This is a genomic window from Shewanella livingstonensis (assembly GCF_003855395.1).
Taxonomy (GTDB): domain Bacteria; phylum Pseudomonadota; class Gammaproteobacteria; order Enterobacterales; family Shewanellaceae; genus Shewanella; species Shewanella livingstonensis.
Genome location: NZ_CP034015.1, coordinates 2,165,522 through 2,187,018, shown reverse-complemented (window position 1 = coordinate 2,187,018; position 21,497 = coordinate 2,165,522). Strand labels below are relative to the sequence as shown.

The 21,497-nt window shown below is 41.6% G+C and carries 18 protein-coding genes; 6 read left to right on the top strand and 12 right to left on the bottom strand.

The genetic code is table 11. The annotated features are described in order from the left end of the window. Positions 1-22: 22 nt before the first annotated feature. From odhB to sdhC, 6 genes are all read right to left on the bottom strand, one after another. Positions 23-1,216 carry a 2-oxoglutarate dehydrogenase complex dihydrolipoyllysine-residue succinyltransferase gene (gene odhB / locus EGC82_RS09440; protein WP_124730530.1) on the bottom strand — a complete coding sequence of 398 codons (1,194 nt, stop codon included), beginning with the start codon at positions 1,214-1,216 and terminating at the stop codon, positions 23-25. A gap of 28 nt (positions 1,217-1,244) precedes the next feature. Beyond that, positions 1,245-4,067: a 2-oxoglutarate dehydrogenase E1 component gene (sucA, locus tag EGC82_RS09435; protein ID WP_124730529.1), complete on the bottom strand. Its 2,823-nt coding sequence runs from the start codon at positions 4,065-4,067 to the stop codon at positions 1,245-1,247. Between the two features lie 200 nt (positions 4,068-4,267). After that, positions 4,268-4,975 (bottom strand): succinate dehydrogenase iron-sulfur subunit, encoded by a 708-nt coding sequence (locus EGC82_RS09430; protein WP_124730528.1) that lies wholly within the window; start codon positions 4,973-4,975, stop codon positions 4,268-4,270. Positions 4,976-4,991: 16 nt separating this feature from the next. Then, complete coding sequence (gene sdhA, locus EGC82_RS09425) at positions 4,992-6,758, bottom strand: succinate dehydrogenase flavoprotein subunit (protein ID WP_124730527.1); 1,767 nt, start codon at positions 6,756-6,758, stop codon at positions 4,992-4,994. Then, positions 6,759-7,106, bottom strand: coding sequence for a succinate dehydrogenase, hydrophobic membrane anchor protein (sdhD, locus tag EGC82_RS09420; RefSeq protein WP_124730526.1), 348 nt, complete (start codon positions 7,104-7,106; stop codon positions 6,759-6,761). Beyond that, entirely contained in the window at positions 7,100-7,474 is a 375-nt protein-coding gene (sdhC, locus tag EGC82_RS09415) for a succinate dehydrogenase, cytochrome b556 subunit (RefSeq protein WP_164839118.1), read from the bottom strand. Before sdhC ends, sdhD begins: the two co-directional genes overlap by 7 nt. A 429-nt stretch (positions 7,475-7,903) precedes the next feature. Here sdhC and EGC82_RS09410 point away from each other — a divergent pair, with 429 nt between their 5' ends. From EGC82_RS09410 to EGC82_RS09400, 3 genes are all read left to right on the top strand, one after another. Next, the gene (locus EGC82_RS09410) at positions 7,904-9,190 is read left to right on the top strand and encodes a citrate synthase (protein ID WP_124730524.1); all 1,287 of its coding nucleotides are present in this window, start codon (positions 7,904-7,906) and stop codon (positions 9,188-9,190) included. Positions 9,191-9,659: 469 nt separating this feature from the next. After that, complete coding sequence (locus tag EGC82_RS09405) at positions 9,660-10,406, top strand: HAD-IIA family hydrolase (RefSeq protein WP_124730523.1); 747 nt, start codon at positions 9,660-9,662, stop codon at positions 10,404-10,406. 261 nt (positions 10,407-10,667) lie between these two features. After that, positions 10,668-12,326, top strand: coding sequence for a M28 family metallopeptidase (locus EGC82_RS09400; RefSeq protein ID WP_124730522.1), 1,659 nt, complete (start codon positions 10,668-10,670; stop codon positions 12,324-12,326). Between the two features lie 231 nt (positions 12,327-12,557). On the opposite strand, the gene EGC82_RS21805 is transcribed toward EGC82_RS09400, so the two are convergent. After that, positions 12,558-12,701 carry a hypothetical protein gene (locus tag EGC82_RS21805; RefSeq protein WP_341867781.1) on the bottom strand — a complete coding sequence of 48 codons (144 nt, stop codon included), beginning with the start codon at positions 12,699-12,701 and terminating at the stop codon, positions 12,558-12,560. A gap of 54 nt (positions 12,702-12,755) precedes the next feature. After that, positions 12,756-12,818, bottom strand: a complete 63-nt coding sequence (locus tag EGC82_RS21800) for a hypothetical protein (protein WP_341867785.1) — start codon at positions 12,816-12,818, stop codon at positions 12,756-12,758. 573 nt (positions 12,819-13,391) lie between these two features. Here EGC82_RS21800 and asnB point away from each other — a divergent pair. Both asnB and EGC82_RS09385 read left to right on the top strand, forming a co-directional pair. Then, positions 13,392-15,056, top strand: a complete 1,665-nt coding sequence (gene asnB, locus EGC82_RS09390) for an asparagine synthase B (RefSeq protein WP_124730521.1) — start codon at positions 13,392-13,394, stop codon at positions 15,054-15,056. Positions 15,057-15,162: 106 nt separating this feature from the next. Continuing rightward, positions 15,163-15,678: a GNAT family N-acetyltransferase gene (locus EGC82_RS09385; protein ID WP_124730520.1), complete on the top strand. Its 516-nt coding sequence runs from the start codon at positions 15,163-15,165 to the stop codon at positions 15,676-15,678. Between the two features lie 42 nt (positions 15,679-15,720). Here the strand turns inward: EGC82_RS09385 and EGC82_RS09380 are convergent, their stop codons facing one another. From EGC82_RS09380 to EGC82_RS09365, 4 genes are all read right to left on the bottom strand, one after another. Next, positions 15,721-15,933, bottom strand: a complete 213-nt coding sequence (locus EGC82_RS09380) for a DUF1289 domain-containing protein (protein WP_415837699.1) — start codon at positions 15,931-15,933, stop codon at positions 15,721-15,723. Continuing rightward, positions 15,914-16,264: a VOC family protein gene (locus tag EGC82_RS09375; RefSeq protein ID WP_124730518.1), complete on the bottom strand. Its 351-nt coding sequence runs from the start codon at positions 16,262-16,264 to the stop codon at positions 15,914-15,916. Before EGC82_RS09375 ends, EGC82_RS09380 begins: the two co-directional genes overlap by 20 nt. Positions 16,265-16,443: 179 nt before the next feature. Beyond that, entirely contained in the window at positions 16,444-17,145 is a 702-nt protein-coding gene (locus EGC82_RS09370; protein ID WP_124730517.1) for a DUF445 domain-containing protein, read from the bottom strand. Between the two features lie 134 nt (positions 17,146-17,279). Next, entirely contained in the window at positions 17,280-17,675 is a 396-nt protein-coding gene (locus EGC82_RS09365; protein WP_124730516.1) for a GNAT family N-acetyltransferase, read from the bottom strand. A gap of 312 nt (positions 17,676-17,987) precedes the next feature. Between EGC82_RS09365 and EGC82_RS09360 the strand changes: the two genes are divergently transcribed. After that, positions 17,988-21,383, top strand: coding sequence for a DUF748 domain-containing protein (locus EGC82_RS09360; RefSeq protein ID WP_124730515.1), 3,396 nt, complete (start codon positions 17,988-17,990; stop codon positions 21,381-21,383). The last annotated feature ends 114 nt before the right edge of the window (positions 21,384-21,497 follow it).

Here is a 21,497-nt window from a genome sequence, read left to right as displayed (position 1 = left end):
CGACGAGGGTTTATCTAACTACTTATAGATCAAGTAGCAGACGAGTTGGATCTTCTAAGAAGTCTTTAATAGCGACTAAGAAGCCAACTGACTCACGACCATCAACAATACGGTGATCGTAAGAGAGTGCTAGGTACATCATAGGCAGGATTTCAACCTGACCATTGACTGCCATTGGGCGATCTTTAATGGCATGCATGCCTAAGATTGCGCTTTGTGGCAGGTTCAAAATGGGTGTAGACATTAGCGAGCCAAAAACACCACCGTTTGTCACAGTGAAGTTACCGCCAGTCATGTCTGCAACAGACAGTTTTCCATCACGGCCTTTAAGGGCTAATTCACGTACTGCTTTCTCAATCTCAGCTAAGTTCATGGTATCGGTGTCACGTAATACTGGCGTTACCAGGCCACGTGGCGTCGATACTGCAATGCTAATATCAAAATAGTTGTGATACACAATGTCATCACCATCAATAGAGGCGTTAACTTCTGGGAAGCGTTTTAGCGCTTCTGTCACTGCTTTGATATAGAAAGACATAAAGCCTAAACGAATACCATGACGCTTTTCGAAAATGTCTTGGTACTGCTTGCGAATATCCATAATTGGCTTCATGTTAACTTCATTAAACGTAGTTAACATTGCCGTTGAGTTTTTCGCTTCTAATAGACGTTTAGCAATCGTTTTACGAAGACGAGACATTGGAACACGTTTCTCGCTACGACCTTCTAACGGTGCTACTGGTGTAGCTGGCGCGGTTTTAGCCGGTGCAGACTTAAGGAATGCATCGACATCATCCTTAGTTACACGTCCACCCACGCCAGAACCTTTAATTTTGCTTGCATCAAGATTGTGCTCAGCAATAACACGACGAACCGATGGGCTTAATGCATCATTAGATTCATCAGCAGTTGCTTCAGTTGTTGCTGCAGCCGAAGGTGCTGATGCTTCAGCTTTAGTCACTTCTTGGCCAGACACGGCACCAGGGACAAAGTTAGCAATCACTTGCTCACCTAAAACGGTGTCACCTTCTTGGAATAACAATTCAGAGATTGAACCGTCTTCAGGTGCAACCACTTCTAGCACAACTTTGTCAGTCTCGATATCAACTAAGTTTTGATCGCGAGTGACCTGCTCACCAGGTTTAACATGCCAAGTAGCAATAGTTGCATCAGCAACAGATTCTGGTAATACGGGTACCTTAATTTCGATACTCATGGAAAGCTTCCCTTATATAAATTATCTATTACGACAGTTTTAATGCGCTATTTACTAATGATTCTTGCTGCTGTACATGCAAACCAGGATAACCACATGCTGGTGCAGCAGAAGCTTCACGACCGGCATAAGTTAATTGACCGCCTGCAGGAATATTAGCCCAGAAATGATGCTGACTACAGTACCATGCACCTTGGTTTTGCGGCTCTTCTTGACACCAAACAAAATCAGTAACATGTTGATATGTTGCTAATGCCGCACGCAATTCCACATCAGGGAATGGATACAGCTGCTCAACACGAACAATGGCAACGTTAGTGACATTCTCTTTACGACGTTTTTCAAGTAACTCGAAATACACCTTGCCGCTACAAAATACTACGCGGTCAACTTGGCTGGCGTCTAAAGTATCAATCTCACCGATGATATTTTGGAAAGTCCCTTCAGCAAGTTCTTCTAAAGTAGACACCGCCAAAGGATGACGTAGTAAAGATTTAGGCGACATAACCACTAACGGACGACGCATTGGGCGTACCACTTGGCGACGCAACATGTGATAAACCTGCGCCGGAGTTGATGGCACACACACTTGCATGTTGTGGTTAGCACATAATTGCAAGAAGCGCTCTAAACGTGCACTTGAATGCTCAGGACCTTGGCCTTCATAACCATGAGGTAATAGCATCGTTAGACCACATAAACGGCCCCACTTTTGCTCACCAGATGATAAGAATTGATCTATAACAACTTGGGCACAGTTGACGAAATCACCAAACTGCGCTTCCCAAATGGTCAAGCCACCCGGTTCTGCTGTAGCGTAACCGTATTCAAATGCCAACACAGATGCTTCAGATAATACTGAGTCAATAATATCAATTGGCCCTTGCTCATCAGCAACATTACGTAATGGTAAATAGGTGGTGCCGTCTTTTTGGCTATGCAATACCGCATGACGATGGAAGAACGTACCGCGACCAGAGTCTTGGCCGGTAATCCGCACACGCTTTTTGTCTTCAAGGATAGAAGCATAGGCTAACGTTTCAGCGAAACCCCAGTCTAATAACTTTTCGCCTTTAGCCATCGCAGTTCGGTCGCCACAAATTTTGGCAACACGCGATTGAAGCGTATGATTTTCAGGAATATCGACTAACTTATTGGCTAAGTTTTGTAGACGTTCCATCGACATAGCACCCGCATAATCTTCATCCCATTCGCGATTAAGATACGGTGTCCAATCAACAGTATGCAGCGTCATTGGACGCCATTCTTTCACCACACAATCACCAGCATCTAAAGCATCACGATAATGATTAATCAAACCAGTCACTTCATCGGCTGGAATGCTGTTTTCAGCGATTAACTTATCTGCATAGATTTTACGTGGTGTAGGGTGTTTTTTAATTTTAGCGTACATTAGCGGCTGTGTAGCACTAGGCTCATCAGCTTCGTTATGGCCATGGCGGCGATAACACACTAAATCAACAACCACATCACGTTTAAACTCATTACGATAATCAACAGCAAGTTGAGAAATAAACGCAACGGCTTCAGGATCATCTGAGTTGACATGGAAAATTGGCGCCTGAACCATCTTAGCGATGTCAGTGCAGTATTCTGTTGAACGAGTGTCTGCCTGGTTAGATGTGGTAAAACCAACCTGGTTATTGACCACAATACGAATGCTACCACCAACAGTAAAACCACGTGTTTGAGACATGTTAAACGTCTCTTGCACAATGCCTTGACCAGTAATAGCAGAATCACCATGAATAGTGATAGGCATGACTTGTAACCCATCTTTACAACCACGACGGTCTTGACGCGCGCGCACAGAACCAATGACTACTGGGTTAACAATTTCTAAATGAGACGGGTTAAAAGCTAACGCTAAATGAACATTGCCGCCAGGCGTTTCAAAATCAGATGAGAAACCTTGATGATATTTAACATCACCAGAACCGTGAATGTCGGCATGCTTACCCGCAAACTCATCAAACAGTTCTGCAGGACGTTTACCGAGCACGTTAATGAGCAAGTTTAAACGACCGCGGTGAGCCATACCGACTACGATTTCTTTAGTGCCTGCTTCACCGGCGCGATAAATAATTTCACGCATCATTGGAACCAGCGAGTCACCACCTTCTAACGAGAAACGCTTAGCTCCAGGGAATTTAGCACCAAGGTATTTTTCGATACCTTCTGCTGCATTCAACCCTTCAAGAATACGCTTTTTAACGTCGTTACCGTATTGGGCTTTACCTAATGTGGGTTCAAGACGTTGTTGGATCCAACGCTTTTCATCGGTATCAGTAATATGCATGTATTCAGCACCAATAGAACCACAATAAGTGCTCTTTAATGCATGAATAATATCAGCAAGCTTCATGGTCTCTCCGCCTAAGGCGAATGAACCAGTATTGAACTGACGCTGCATGTCTTCAGTAGTTAAGCCGTGATAAGCAGGATCCAACTCCTGAACAACCTCACGTTTCCACAATCCTAATGGATCTAAATTGGCATTTTGATGGCCACGGAAACGATGGGCGTTGATCAGTTGCAGGACTTTAACTTGCTTCGCATCTAGCTCTGGATCGCTTACGCTGGTAGCGTTTTTTAAACGACCTTGGAGGGCTAAGCTACGGAAATAGTCACGAACTTTAGAGTGAGAAGTTTCGGGTACGTCTTCTGAGGTACCGTTAACCGGAGGGAGATTATCAAAAACAAGCTGCCAATCAGCAGTCACTGATTGCGGATCTTCTTGATAGGCTTCATACATCTCTTCTACGTAGGTCGAGTTCGATCCACTTAAATGTGACGACTCGAGCCAGGCTTTCATGATGCCTTGGTGCATTGTTATTCCTTTCAAACTTGATACACGTACTAGCCATAAACATAACAGTGAGTAACTTACGTTACATCACACGTAGACTGTTATTATCTAAAAAAATGATAACAGGAGGTATTACATAAACACACAAAAGAGCCATCCCCAATAATGAAGATGACTCTTAAAGAGCTAATAAGTCAGACTATTTTGCTCTACTTGGTGCATTAAACCGCTCGCTTTAACAACATCGACTTAATATGACCAATCGCTTTAGTTGGGTTTAATCCTTTAGGACAAACATCAACACAGTTCATAATGCCATGGCAACGGAATACACTATAAGCATCATCTAGGTCAGATAAACGCTCCTCAGTGGCCGTGTCGCGGCTGTCAATCAAGAAACGATAAGCATGCAACAAACCAGCTGGACCGATAAACTTATCCGGATTCCACCAGAAAGATGGACACGAGGTTGAACAGCATGCACACAAAATACATTCGTATAAACCATCTAAATGAGCACGCTCTTCAGGTGATTGAATATGTTCACGAGCAGGCGCCTTTTCATCATTGATCAGATAAGGCTTAATTTTTTCGTATTGCTTGTAGAATTGAGTTAGGTCAACGACCAAATCTCGCACTACTGGCATGCCTGGTAAAGGACGGATTTCAATTTTCTTCCCTTTAAAGGTCGATATTGGCGTAATACACGCTAATCCATTTTTACCATTCATGTTCATACCGTCAGAACCACACACACCTTCACGGCATGAACGACGGAACGCAATCGTTGAGTCTTGTTCTTTCAGTTTAATTAACGCATCTAACACCATCATATCAGAACCGTCAGGCACTTCTAGGGTGTAATCCTTCATGTAAGGCTTTGTATCTACATCAGGATTATAACGATACAATGCAAATGTTAATTTCATCTTTTGCAACTCCTGCCTAATAGGTACGTTTTACTGGTGGAAATGCATCACGTAATTTAGGTGTCATGTTGACATCACGTTTGCTCATATTCTTAGTCACTGGGTCAAATAAGCTATGACATAACCAATTGTCATCATCACGTTCTAAATAATCTTCACGAGAATGCGCACCACGACTTTCAGTACGGAAGTTAGCTGAATAGGCAGTTGCCAGCGCTGTTGCCATTAAGTTATCTAATTCTAAGCACTCAATACGTTGCGTATTAAATTCTGTTGAATTGTCAGATAACTTAGCATTATCAAGCCGCTTTTGAATAGCTTGTAGCTGTTCTAAACCTTCTGCCATGGCTTCACCACTGCGGAAAACGGAGAAATTTAACTGCATACACAATTGAAGCGCTTTACGAATAACCGCAGGTTCTTCGCCATCTTTGTTGCTTTCCCAACGATTAAGACGAGCAAGTGATGCATTTATTTCTATATCTGATGCGAGTTTTGGATCAGGTGTAGCGTCTAACGCCTTACCTAAATGTTGACCTGCAGCACGTCCAAAGACCACTAAATCGAGTAATGAGTTACCGCCTAAACGGTTAGCACCGTGTACTGATACACAAGCAATCTCACCAACAGCAAATAAACCTAATACATCCTGCTCACTGCCATCTTTATTCTGACGAATAACTTGACCGCTCACTTTAGTCGGTAAACCGCCCATCATGTAGTGGCACGTAGGCAATACAGGAATAGGGCCATCAGCCGGATCGATGTGAGCGAAAGTACGTGATAATTCACACACTCCAGGAAGACGTGCTTCAAGGGTTTCTTTGCCCAAATGATCAAGCTTTAGTAACAAATGAGGGCCTAAAGGACCGTCTAAACCACGACCTTCACGAATTTCAGTCATCATTGAACGTGCTACCACGTCGCGCGATGCTAAATCCTTAGCGTTCGGCGCATAGCGCTCCATGAAGCGTTCGCCGTCTTTATTTAATAAATAACCACCTTCACCACGACAACCTTCAGTGACTAAGGTACCTGCACCAGCAATACCCGTTGGGTGGAACTGCCACATTTCCATATCTTGTAATTGAATGCCAGCACGTGCTGCCATACCTACACCATCACCGGTGTTAATATGAGCGTTGGTGGTCGAAGCATAAATACGCCCTGCACCACCCGTTGCTAGTATCGTTGCTTTGGCTTTGAAATAAACAATGTCGCCTGTTTCAATTTCAATTGCGGTACAACCCACTACAACGTCATCTTCATTTTTAACCAAATCTAAGGCATACCACTCAGAATAAACGTCAGTTTTATGTTTAACGTTTTGTTGATATAAACAATGAAGTAATGCATGACCTGTACGGTCAGCAGCAGCTGCAGTTCGAGCCGCTTGCTCGCCGCCAAAGTTTCTTGACTGGCCACCAAAAGGACGTTGATAAATTGTACCATCGTCGAAACGAGAGAAAGGTAAACCCATTTGCTCAAGTTCAATAATCGCTTCAGGACCGGTTTGACACATAAACTCAATGGCTTCTTGGTCGCCGATAAAATCAGAACCTTTAACCGTATCGTACATGTGTTGTTCCCAATGATCCTCGTGCGCATTACCTAATGCTACGGTGATACCACCTTGAGCAGAAACGGTATGTGAACGAGTCGGGAATACTTTAGATAACAGCGCACAGCTCTTACCCTCTTTAGAAATCTGTAATGCTGCTCGCATACCTGCACCGCCGGCGCCGATTACGATTACATCAAATTCACGTACTGGAATACTCACTTAAACACCCCACACTATTACAATGCCTGACGCCAAATAACTCATTGCGACCATAACAAAGGTAAACTGTAATACACCGCGTAACGCTGTATGTTTGACGTAATCGGTCAACACTTGCCATACACCAATCCAAGCATGGATAAGTAAAGCAATCAACGTTAATAGGGTAAAGACTTTCATTGGAAGCGAGCTAAATAAGCCACTCCAAATTTCGAAAGTTAACGGGGCACTACACGCGATAAAACCTACTAAAAAAATAGTATAACAAGCGAGAATCACTGCACTTGCGCGTAATAGAATATAGTCATGAACACCACTGCGTCCAAAACTTGCTGCGTTTGTTACCATACCCAAATCCCCGCTATGATTGAAAAGACTACTGCTAATACAAAAGTAGCCTTAGCTGATGCGACACCCGAAGTGAGTTCTTCCCAATGTCCGGCGTCCATAATCAAATGACGAATGCCACCTAATAAATGATAACCCAACGCGGTTAGAATTCCCCAAATGATGAACTTCATCACGAAACCATCGAACAAGGATTGTACGCTAGCGAAACCATCTGCTGATGTTAAAGTCGAATTTAACAACCAAAGAAGGATACCAATAGCAAATAGCATGATGACACCGGAAATACGGTGTAGGATTGACGCGATCGCTGTTGCAGGAAAGCGAATCGTCTGCAGGTCTAGATGGACAGGTCTTTGCTTTTTCACGTTCTGCTCACTCAGCTCCGTCGAGCATTATTTTTGTTATCTATCTGTTCTTTGTTTAACAACTAATACTTACACTAAGCATACGTTCCAAAACAAATAACAGACCACTCTAAAACATCTAATCAGTTGAGAAACCACTATTTAGTGCGTAAATTGATTGTTTCTAAACTGTGATGTTCGTCGCCCTTCTGGGCGCAGGCAAGTATACTCGCGGGGATTGTCAAATACAAACCTCACATTATGCAAAATAAGTTTTTTTAGTGTTTTTTTATTCGAATCCAAGCGCAGAGCGGTTTTCAGCACACCTATACCATGGTCTAACAAATTAAAACGCTTATTTAAATTGATCTGTGATCCCGATCCACTGTAAAGTAATGACCGCTTAACATGCCGCACTCATATAGAAGAATGAAGTAAGGAGAACGGGGTATGGCTGATAATATAGCCAAATTAGAGTTACCAGGAAACGATTCAATCGACCTACCTATCAAGAAAGGTACTGAAGGTTTTGACGTTATCGACATCAGTACACTTGGAAAAAAAGGGTATTTCACCTTCGATCCAGGCTTTTTAGCTACTGCATCTTGTGAGTCAGCAATTACTTATATCGATGGTGAGCAAGGTATCTTGTTACATCGTGGATATGCAATTGATCAACTTGCTACTGAATCTACCTACCTAGATTTATGCTACTTGCTATTATATGGTGAATTACCGTCTAAAACTGATTACGAACAGTTTGTTGCCACAGTGAAAGAACACACTATGGTTCATGAACAAATTGCATTCTTTTTCAGAGGTTTCCGCCGTGACGCACACCCAATGGCAATGCTATGTGGTGTAACAGGTGCATTATCTGCTTTCTATCAAGATTCTCTTGATGTTAACAATCCAAAGCATCGTGAAATTGCAGCTTACCGCTTAGTGTCGAAAATGCCGACTATTGCAGCGATGTGCTACAAATACTCAATGGGGCAACCTTTTGTTTATCCACGTAACGATTTAAGTTATGCGGGTAACTTCTTGTCAATGATGTTTGCTACTCCGTGTGAAGAGTACAAAGTTAATCCTGTTGTAGAAAAAGCAATGGATCGTATTTTTGTACTGCATGCTGATCATGAGCAAAATGCATCTACATCTACAGTCCGCTTAGCGGGTTCTTCAGGTGCTAACCCATTTGCATGTATTGCAGCGGGTATTGCTTCGTTGTGGGGCCCTGCTCATGGTGGTGCTAACGAAGCTTGCTTAGAAATGTTAGAAGAGATCGGCAGCGTTGATCGCATTCCTGAGTTTATTGCGAAAGCGAAAGACAAAAACGATCCATTCCGCCTAATGGGCTTTGGCCATCGTGTTTATAAGAACTTCGACCCACGTGCAAAAGTGATGCGTGAAACCTGTCATGAAGTCCTTAAAGAGCTCAAAGTGGTTGACCCATTATTAGACGTAGCAATGGAACTTGAGCGTATCGCCCTTGAAGATGAATATTTCATCTCTAAGAAGCTATACCCGAATGTCGATTTCTACTCTGGTATCATCATGAAAGCCATTGGTATCCCTAATGATATGTTCACAGTGCTATTCGCATTGTCACGTACTGTTGGTTGGATTTCACATTGGAAAGAAATGTTAGATCAACCAGGCCACAAAATCAGCCGTCCACGTCAGTTATACACTGGTGAGTCTGCGCGTGAATTTGTGAGCGTTGATAAGCGTTAATCTTTTGATTAATGTGACATAAAAAGCGCCGAAAGGCGCTTTTTTGTTTTTAACTTTTAATATTATGTAAAGACCCTCAATGCAACAGTTGAATCAAATGAATCATTAAATACTGGGAGTCCATTCATCTACGTTTTAACCCACGTCGCCAATATATAATCAAATCCACCCGCACTCTTCACTCATCGAATAGTTGATTTGTTATTTAAATTGAATCAGTGTCAACCACATTAGCCGCTGATTAATACACTATTCGTTCATTAGCTAAGCCGAATTTAATAAGTAATTAAACATGATGAGATTCATTCTATTTGTTGTAGAGCTTATTATTACCCACAAAAGAATAACATCGACACCATAGAAGAGCGTGTAATCTTTCGCGAAGGCATTTTTTGTATTTAATCGTTGTTTTCTCAACTGAATTAGCATTAGATGTAAGCAGGTTGTATTTGAAGGAAGAAGTGACAGAATGAAAAATATTATTTGCGATATTGATGGCGTATTACTGCACGACAACAAGCTAATTCCAGGAAGTGACAAGTTTATTCACCGTGTGCTTGAGCAAGGTAACCCGTTAGTTATCCTCACCAATTATCCGGTGCAAACGGGTAAAGACTTACAAAACCGCCTAGGCGCTGCAGGTATTAATGTGCCAGAAACCTGTTTCTACACTTCTGCCATGGCCACCGCCGACTTTCTTAAGCACCAAAATGGCAATAAAGCCTATGTTATCGGTGAAGGCGCACTGACTCATGAGCTGTACAACGCTGGTTTCACTATAACTGATATTAATCCAGACTTTGTTATTGTTGGTGAAACACGATCTTACAATTGGGACATGATCCATAAAGCATCACGCTTTGTTGCTGGCGGTGCACGTTTTATCGCAACTAATCCAGATACCCATGGCCCAGCATTTAGCCCTGCTTGTGGCGCTTTATGTGCTGCCATTGAACGTATCACGGGTAAAATGCCATTTTATGTGGGCAAACCTAGCTCATGGATTATCCGCTCAGCTTTGAATCATATTCAGGGACACTCTGAAAATACCGTAATTATTGGCGATAATATGCGAACCGATATTCTGGCCGGCTTTCAAGCAGGTTTAGAAACCATTTTGGTCACCAGTGGCGTAAGTCAATTGAGTGATATAGATAAAGAACCTTTTAGACCAAATCATGTGTTTGCTTGCGCTGGTGATATTGATATCGTTTAGTGACAGTATTGCCTAAATGCTTTAATCACAGATTTAGTAATATTAGGTTTTTTTGCCTCGCTATTAGATAAAAATATGTGACTAATGCGCGAGGCATTATTGCTCCACGCCAACAAGATCAAATAGTTAATAAGGTGACTCACTGTCATCAAAATTTACATTAGGTAACACATTTCCAAGCCAGTGACCTTGTTTTCTTCCACTGGCTTGGCTCATTATGCTTGTCTGAAATTAAAACAAATAACAATAACAGGACATAGCATGAAACGATTGTTTCCTTTTTGCGCCCTAGCCTTGCTAACGGCATGTAATAGTGACGATGCTAAACACGCTTCAACCGAACAAACGTCAAAAACAGAGGTCACGACAGTAACGTTTAATGAACAGCGCTTTAGAACTGACATCGAAACATTATCATCTGATAAGTTTGAAGGTCGTGCTCCTACTACCCAAGGCGAAAAATTAACCCTAGATTATCTATCCACAGCCTTCACCGAAATGGGCCTAAAAGGCGCCTACAAGGGTAGCTTTCTCCAACCGGTACCAATGGTGAGTTATACCGCCAGCGAACAACAACAGGTTAAACTCGCAGGCATCGATATGCAGTATCGACAAAATATCGTACTCAGTAGTCGTCATGATAATAATCAAGTTACCATTAAAGATGCACCATTAGTGTTCGTCGGTTACGGTATTAATGCGCCTGAATACGGCTGGAATGATTATCAAGACCTCGACATGAAAGGCAAAATTGCTATTGTTTTGGTTAATGACCCAGGTTTTGCACATCCTGAAGGGGCTAAGTTTAATGGTAAGGCAATGACCTATTATGGCCGTTGGACCTATAAGTTTGAAGAGGCCAGTCGCCAAGGTGCCTTAGGTGCAATCATCATCCATGAAACTGAACCCGCCGCTTATCCGTGGTCGGTCGTTGAAAATAGCTGGACCGGCGCTCAACAAGATTTAGTCTTAAGTAAAGTAGAACAGGATCAACGGATTCAAGTTGAAGGATGGTTAACCTTAGACAGTGCAACAGCCCTGTTTAATAAAGCAGGCTTATCCTTACCCTCGCTAATGGATCGTGCCGCTAACAGTTCACTCAATGTCGATTTAGCCCAAACTGCCAACATCGATTTTGCTAACAAAGCTGAGTATGCTGACAGTTATAATGTGGTTGCGACCTTAACGGGTAGCACTCAAGCAGACGAACAGATTTTATTCACTGCACACTGGGATCATATCGGTAAAGATGACACCAAAGACGGTGACCAAATTTATAATGGTGCGTTAGACAATGCCTCTGGTACAGCTGGGATTCTAGAGATTGCCCGCCAGTTTGCGCAGCAAGCTAAACAAGGCCAAGGCTTAGCTCGCTCATTAACCTTTATTGCCACTACCGGTGAAGAACAAGGCTTATTAGGCTCACGTTACTACGCCGCTAACCCTATTTATCCTATTGATAAAACCGTGGCAGTATTTAACCTAGACAGCACCAATGTGTATGGTAAAACTAAAGACTACACCATTGTCGGCAAAGGGCAGTCTGAGTTGGAAAACTATTTAGACCGCGCAGCAGCGAAACAGAATCGCATTAGCCAGGGCGAACTTAACCCTGCATCAGGTGGTTTTTTTCGTTCAGATCACTTCAGCTTTGCTAAGTTAGGTGTACCGGCGGTATTTGCCGGTGGTGGTAACGAGCCGGTTGATGAAGCCACGGCACAATATAAAACAGCCATGTTAGTTAAAATGAAGGGTTGTTACCACAATGTCTGCGACTATTATCGTCCTGAGTGGGATTTATCAGGATCATTACAAGATTTAGGTGTGTATTACCAAGCTGCAGCAGAGTTAGCTGATAGCCAAGATTGGCCAGGATATTTTGTCGGTTCTGAATTTAATCAGTTACGTCCAGCAAAGTAAAATTAGCTCATATTCTTTCCCACCCAAGGATTTGCCCATCATTTGATGGGCTTTTTTTTATGGTTTTTTTGCAATAGGTTTACAATGGATTAACGCAACTTAAATAAGGACTGTACATCGATAACAGCACTCAGGCCATTAGCCAACTCATTTAATGCTTCGATAGCTAAAGCAGCCTTTTCTGTTGGTACAAAAATATGGTCGTGATAATAAGCTGCTATCACATTGGCACTAAATACCTTTTTCACTCAGTTTATTGGCTACCGCGGCGGTTAATCCAACGGCATTAAGACTAGAGTGTACTGTTAAGGTAATACTGTTAAATACTGACTCAAAGGCTAATCTGCCTGCCATCGCAGCAGTTTTTGTTACCACTAATGTTAGCCCTTCTGTTTAGCGAAACGTCGCTAGCAGCGATAAGCTTTCTTACTAACAACACAGCCCCTTTGCAGAGCAAAATACGTACTCGTCTGCTAATAATATAGCTGACATTGACGAGAGTAACTTGGTTAAACTTGTTTCGCCCACCACAGTATTCTGCTCAAAATTGATTTAATCTACGTGAACATGCCTCAACCACCCACCACTCCACCTTATAATTCAACTACCTGTATTTCAGTATAATATAACTTTATACCCTATAAGCTAAGCGACTCTATTTATCGTTATATTAACCAACAATGCTCAATTTGAATCCTTAACATAGTCCATGAGTCATGCTAATACATCCTGCAATAGATTGAGTTAAGTCAAAAAAAGACCTATTTGCTCTGTTGCTGCACAAATAAGCAGCAAGTGCACAGCCTTAGTGCAATTATGCTTTTTAGTGGAATTAGATTATGAAATCTTAAAAAAAACAGCTACAAACCCTATAAAAATAAACATAACCCAACAAAACACCATCTTTACTAACAATTGTTCAAATAAATAGATATTTTAACGAGATAAAATCATCAAAATAACCAAATTAATGACGTTATCTCAAAAAACAAACTTGGCAGTTAACTAAAATGCTGGCAAAGTAGGAACCAGATAAAGATTAGCCAACGCTGCTGGAGCCGTATTATGTGTTCAATATTTTCAATTTTAGACATCAAAACAGATGCAAGCCAACTTCGCCAAGTGGCGTTAGAAATGTCAAAACTACTGCGCCACCGCGGTCCAGATTGGTCAGGCATTTATGCTGATAACAACGCTATTTTAACTCATGAACGTTTATCGATTGTAGACGTTGACCACGGAGCTCAACCGCTTATCAGCTTTGATGGCAACTTAGTATTAGCCGTAAACGGTGAAATTTATAACCACAAGCAGTTAAAGGCTCAACTGGGCGACAAATACCAGTATAAAACCAACTCAGATTGTGAAGTGATTCTGTCACTTTATCAGGAATACGGTTGTGACTTTTTAGACAAACTAAACGGTATCTTTGCATTCGTACTGTATGACAAAGCCAAAGGCACTTATTTAATCGGTCGCGACCACATGGGTATAATCCCACTTTACACCGGTCTTGATGCGTCGGGTAACTTCTACGTTGCCTCTGAAATGAAAGCATTAATGCCAGTATGTAAAACCGTTGCTGAGTTCTATCCTGGTCAGTATTTATATTCTGCCGACGGTAAACCAACTCAGTATTATCATCGTGACTGGCGCGATTTTGACGCCGTTAAAGATAACCCAGCTAGCATTGAAGAATTACGTGAAGCATTAGAAGCAGCGGTGAAACGCCAGTTAATGTCAGATGTACCTTACGGGGTATTATTGTCTGGAGGCTTAGATTCATCAGTAATATCGGCTATTACTCAGACTTATGCTAAACATCGTATTGAGAATGATGGTGAAACGGGCGCGTGGTGGCCACAACTGCATTCATTTGCAGTAGGGTTAGCAGAATCTCCTGATTTGGTTGCGGCGCAAAAAGTGGCCGATGCTATTGGCACTATTCATCACCCTATTGTGTATACCTTCCAAGAAGGTTTAGATGCCATTAAAGAAGTGATTTATCACCTCGAAACATACGATGTCACCACCATTCGTGCCGCTACGCCAATGTATTTAATGGCGCGTAAAATTAAAGCCATGGGCATTAAAATGGTGTTGTCAGGCGAAGGTGCAGATGAGTTATTCGGTGGCTATTTGTATTTCCATAAAGCGCCGAACGCCCAAGCGTTCCATGAAGAATTAGTGCGTAAGCTAGATAAACTGCATTTATTTGATTGCTTACGCGCCAACAAAGCCATGGCAGCATGGGGACTTGAAGCGCGGGTACCATTCTTAGATAAAGAGTTTATTGACGTAGCCATGCGCATTAACCCTGAAGCGAAGATGTCTAAAGATGGTCGCATCGAGAAGCACATTTTACGTCAAGCGTTTGAGCACAAATTACCAAAAGAAGTGGTATGGCGCCAAAAAGAACAGTTCAGTGACGGCGTGGGTTACTCTTGGATTGACGGCTTAAAAGCCCATGCAGCAGAAAACGTAGATGACGTGCAATTTGCTAACGCAAAATTCCGTTTCCCATACAACACGCCAGAGTCGAAAGAAGCCTATTTCTACCGTAGTTTCTTTGAAGAGTTTTTCCCATTAGCCAGTGCAGCTGAAACGGTGCCAGGTGGAAAAACAGTGGCATGTTCAACGCCAGAAGCTCTTCTGTGGGATGCCAGTTTACAAGGCATAAACGACCCATCTGGCCGTGCGGTTAAAAACGTGCACGCCAGCGCCTATTAGCCAGTAGCCAGTAGCAAAAAAACACCACCCAATTGGGTGGTGTTTTTTTTGGCACTATCAAGTAACATTCAAGGCCACTGTATGAATAACAATAATAAGGCTTCGCATGACAGACATCTGTATTTTTAATCTTGAAATGACCGACCGCAGCCAATTAAAGCCCAAGCATGATGCCAGCGGATTAATCGTGGTTGAGGTAAAAATAAAACAATATCAATTTAACCGCTTTCTGTATCAGTTTGTGGGTGCCCGATGGGAATGGACCGACAGACTACCGTGGACTAATAGCCAATGGCAGAAGTACAGTGAAGCGGATAATTTACATTTATTTGTAGCATATAAAGATGGCGCACCCGCGGGATATTTTGAGTTGCAGCAACAAGACGAGGCTAATGTAGAAATTGTATATTTTGGCTTAGGAGAGCACTTTATTGGTAAAGGGTTTGGCGGCTATCTACTGACTCAAGCAATTGAAAAGGCATGGACATTACCAAACACACAACGAGTGTGGGTGCATACTTGCTCATTGGATCATCCTAGTGCCTTGCTAAACTATCAAGCTCGCGGATTTAGCTTATTTAGAACAGACACCGAACCCAGAACTAATCAAACAGCAAACTAAGTCAATAAACAGAGTAAAACACTCACTCACAAACTCACTCAGCTAACGCTTTTTACAGGCAATAGCGCGTTGTTGTAATGTTTCCAATAAGGCGATTTTTTGTTGATCGTCCATGGTATGCCAAGCTAGAATTTCGTCGAGGCTACGATGACAGCCTAAACAGACATCCTGCGCGTCTAAACAACATTGCCTCACGCACGGTGAGGCAATGTTGCTATTGTTGTTGTGATTACGGTTATTCGGACCAAACGGCATATTCATTACCATTCACGTCGATAAAATGAAATCGTCTGCCACCAGGGAAACTGAATATCGCTTTGGTTATTAGTCCACCAGCCTGAATAATTTTTGCTTCTGTAGCTGCTAAGTCTTGGCTATAAAGCACAATTAACGGACTGCCCTTAGCTAGGGAAAATTGGCTGTCTGCTTGATAAAAGCCGCCTTCAATTCCTACCCGTAAAAAACAACTATATTCAGGACCGTAGTCTTGAAAGTGCCAGCCGAAAACCTGAGTAAAAAAGGCTTTAGTTGCAATAATGTCTTTCACCGGTATTTCTAAATAATTAATACTATGATGCTGACTCATGCTCACCTCTGTTACTCAGTTTGATTACTCAGAACCATCACTTAAACCGATCTTCAGGTTATGGCTATTTATAAGAACTCTCTTATGGCGTACTACATATGACGACAATGGCACAATTGGTCATACAGATTGTGCCCGCTAAAGCTAATAAATCAATGTCTAAATTGTGCTCTATATTGTTATTGTTGTAGCACTGCCGCAACCGCGCCAATAATACCGCCAAACACACCGCCCCATACAACTAACCAACCTAAGTGGGTTTTAATCATATCTTGAATAATCTGTTTAACTAATTCAGGCGTGAGTTCATTTAAACGCTGATCAACAATATTAGCCACTTTTGCTTGCATGTCGGCGATAACATTGGGCTTTTCGAGCTCATTAACTAAAATCGCATTAAACTCTTCACTTTGAGCCAACTCAACTAAAGACAGTTTCATTTTTTCAATAAAGGGTTCTTTTAAAGGAATTAACGCCTCGGTACCGCCAAACATGGCTAACATGCCCCCAAACGACGACTTCTCTATAGTCGAGACGAGTGCATCAAATGAAGGCGCTAAATCAATTTTTTCAATCACCGGGGTTAAATCAATACTACTGGCACTGCTCGTTGTTAAAAAACGGTCAATATTCTCTTGAGTAAAAAACTGCTTCATCATGAGATGTTTAATACCAGCTTTAAACTCTTCAAATCTTGATGGAACCACGCCAGAGCCATACAAACCAGGGACTTTTTCAAACAACATATGGATTGCCAACCAATTTGTTAATGCACCAGACAATGCAAATAATCCTATGGTCATCACAATGTGTTGCTGTAACACATACCCGACCACCATAAGAATGGCCGCGATAAGGTTGGTTAATATGCTCTTATTCAATCTCTTTTCCTTAACATCTATGATGAAATATTAATAAAAAACCTCAGCTATTTTACCAGAAAATAACTGAGGTCTACATAACTCATCGTTTATCTCATTAAAGACTTAACGGATATTAATTTAACTGTTGCGTTTTATACTAAACAACTGAGTGATTCAGACCCTACTGGCACTTCTGAATGCTGCTGATTAATCAATAATACCCCAGCGCTATGCGCTAGCAACTGGGCTTTTTTATGCATTTGGCTAACCACATCCTGTTGCTGATAGTCAGGCAGAACAAACACATCTTCCAAATACCATACTGGGGCTAGGCGTAATGAAGAAAACGACGGATACAATTGAATAAAACCTACCATTTCATCTTCCCTGATGGAGACGAAAATCATTGAATCATTTTCGGCCAAGCGATTTTTCAAAAATGAACGACACGCAGGATAATCAGAGGGTTGCTGCAGTTGCTGCCGATACAAATCAAATAGCAGGCTCAACGGTTCTAAATCAATGCTCGAAGCAAGACGGATTTGCATTTATCATCCTTGAAAGTTGGGTTCAATACCGCATATGGATATGGCAAATATCATGTGAATTAGATGATAAAATCACCTCATCAAGATTAACAATAATATGCCACTATTACGTGTTTAACGCAGAACTTATACTTAACGTACATAAACAACATAATATAATATCTATTAATTACATAAGCTTAAATTTAAAGCTAACATCAATAGACATAAATGTAAATTAATCTATTCTGCTAACAAAATAATCATCCGCAAAGATAGTTTTTTTGGTAAAATACACGACTGTTGCCACTGTTTTTATCAAGATTACTTTATATGACCTTGTCTTTTGCTCAAACGCGACCTCGTATTCAAAAATTAGCCCTTTATGGATTAACCGTTTATCTATTGGGTTGTGCTGTACTTGGTGGCTTAGTCCCTTATATTGCCAAACAACAAGCTCCTACACTATTAACAGAGCAATTAGGCCGAGACGTCAGCTTGCAAGACGTTAGTATCAATCCTTTTACCTTAGAATTTAGCGTATCGGGTTTGGTCATTAATGAACTCAATAGCCAGCAAACCTTTGCGTCATTAGCCACCGCGTATGGCAACATTCAATTATGGCAATCGTTAACGTCTTGGTCATTGGTGATTAAAGATATCCGCTTAGAGCAACCTAGCATTAGAATTTCACGAACTCAAACAGCTAATCAACAAGTAACATTTAACTTCAGCGACATTATTCAGCGTCTAGATCAAAATACTCAGCCGACACTTGCTGATACCGAACCCACCAGCATGCCAGCGATAAATATTACCAGCATTGAGCTGCAACAAGGTGTGTTCACTTTAGACGACAACATCACCGATACTCATATCAACTACCCCAATATCAATGTGTCACTAAGCCAATTTAGTAGTTTGAGTACCGCATTAGATGGCCAACAAGATCACTTTAATCATTATAAATTAAGCATAGAAGATCAATTTAAAGGCTCGGTAGCAGTGCAAGGGCAATTCCAATTAGCGCCACTGGCAATACAAGGTGATCTCGACGTTACTGGCATTGATTTATCGCGCTATTGGTCTTTTGTCGATCAGCTATTTGCGATTAATTTAGCACAAGGCGTGCTAAGCCTAAACGGCCACTATAAGGTAATATTACAAGATAAAAACTTAGCGCCTATAAGTAATATTAACGTCACCAAGGCGCAAATATCGATTAACCATTTTAAGGCGTTACATCAGCAAGATGAAAAAATTTCTATTGATGTATTAGCGTTGAAAAACATCAATATTGATAGTCAAACAAAACGTATTAGCATCGATGAGTTTCATACCGAAAATGGTAAAATAAAACTTAATATTACTCCAACAGGCGCTGATCTGGTTGCCTTACTGTTGCCTAAAGATACTGAGCTAACAACGGCTGTCGATACTGTTAGTCACACGAAAACTGATGGCTCAGAGTCAGAAACATCAAGCTCACTGAGCAAAACAAATACCACAAAAGCGAGTAGTACAGAGCCAGAGAATACCATTACAGACAAAACAATTGCAGTAGTGAATAAGGTCACTGCAGAGCTAGCAACTGTGCCAGATATCGACATCGAAAACAAAGCGGCAGAAGACGTTACAAGCGCTGTTACTCGCGATAAAATGAGCCTTGACACCAACCAACAAATGCAAGTTTCTACCTCGACACCAGTATCAGAGTCTGAACCGACCTCTGTAACTGAGCCGAACTTACCTTCTGCTCAACCTAAAATGGTAACGGCATCTAAAGCAGTCGATGTTGACGCATCTTGGTTAGTTACACTGGATAAAATTAGTATGGCAAAATACCAAGTAGATCTTGGTGAAGGTATTGCGAGTAATAATATTATTCTTTGGCAAATTGGCCCTATAGATGTTACCACCGGCATTATAAAATCTGATTTATCAACCCCGATTGATTATCAATTTTCGACCGGCATCAATGCTCAGAGCGTATTAACCTCTGTTGGACAAATTGATGCAATAGCGCAAACCGTTGATGCTGAAATCGATTTCAGCAATATGTTATTGTCACGCTTGCAGCCCTATATCGCCCCATACATTAATATCACTATTGAAGACGGCATGTTTTCGACTAAGGGCCACTTATATGCTGATGCAAAAGATACGCTCACTTACTCTGGCAGCGCAAACATCAGCCAATTGCACATTAACGACAATGTGTTAAAACAACCGCTACTGACATGGGAAACCATGGGCATCAATCAGTTAGCATTTGATCGCCAGCAAGCTAAAATTGATATTGATGAAATAAACTTCGACAATCTGTTTAGTCGCCTAATTATTTCAGCTGATCGCACCACCAATATCAGTGCATTAATCAACAAAAATGACACAGCAATTGCTGCTAAACAAACTCGCGATGAACTTAAAAACGTTAACGCAGCAGACACTAATGCAACAGCAGTAACCTTATTGGTAAACAATGAGTCAATAACCACTCAAGACTCTCCCCAACTGCAGCTCAATATTAATAAAATTGCAGTTAAAGACAGCTCAGCCTTCTTTGCTGATAACTCGTTAACCCCCAATTTTGCTTCGGGTATTGAAATGCTTAACGGCCAAATCACCAACTTGTCATCGAACCCTGAAACCACTGCATCAGTGGATTTAACTGGCAAAATAGACAAGTATGCCCCGGTAACCTTAAAGGGCGATGTGAATCCGTTACTCGCACAGCCTTATCTTGACCTTAACTTGAACTTTGACAAAGTCGAACTGACTTCAGTTAATCCTTATTCAGGCACCTATGCTGGCTATTATATTGATAAAGGCCAACTGTCATTAGATCTCACCTACCAACTAAAAAATAACAAATTAGTGGGTAGTAATCATGTGGTTATTGATCAGCTAAAACTGGGTAAACGCAGTAACAGCAGCCTGGCAACGAGCTTGCCAGTGACCTTAGCAGTGGCATTATTACAAGATCGCCACGGCGTGATTGACTTGGGCGTTGATGTTTCCGGAGACATTGACTCACCCAGCTTCAGCTTTGGTAGTGTCATTATTAAGGCGTTAGGCAATATTATTACTAAAGCCGTCACCTCACCTTTTTCGTTTTTAGCAAGCCTTATGGGTGACGATGAGGAACTGGATAAAATCAGTTTTGATTATGGCCTCAGCACGATTTCACTTAAGCAAAAAGCCACTTTAGACAAACTGGCTAAAGCGTTAATAGACCGACCGCTATTGAATCTTAATATCAAAGGCAGTGTCGACTTAATTAACGACCAACAAGCCTTAGCAGAAACTAAACTGCATAAAAAGTTGGCAAAAGCGGCGGGGATTAAATTTAAAGATTTCCCTAAAAGTATCTCTGCCAGCCAGTTCCCCGTAACAGGGCCGCTAGCTGATGCACTGTATCAATTGTTTGAGCAAGAATTGTCGCAACAGCCATTAGACATCAAACAAACGCTTCAACAACAAACACCAGAACTAACGGAAGCAGAACTAATGACTCGCTGGCATATTGGCTTATACAATATGCTTAAAAACCAACAGCCGTTCACTAACGATGAATTTGGCCAATTAGCACAACAGCGCGCCAGAGCCGTTAAAGCCTATCTAATCGATCAAGCTGGTATAGATGCTGGTAAAGTATTTGTACTTGAAAGCCGTATCAACACCGCAGAAGATGCTGCTCAAGCCTTGCTTGAACTACAAGTAAAATAAGCGGTTTGTGGCTGTTAACGGCTATCGACATCGGGTAGACTGCGCATACATTGCAAACGAGAAATAACCAGCGTTTGCCATCATGACGTATCATTAATATTGTTAAAATTGGGG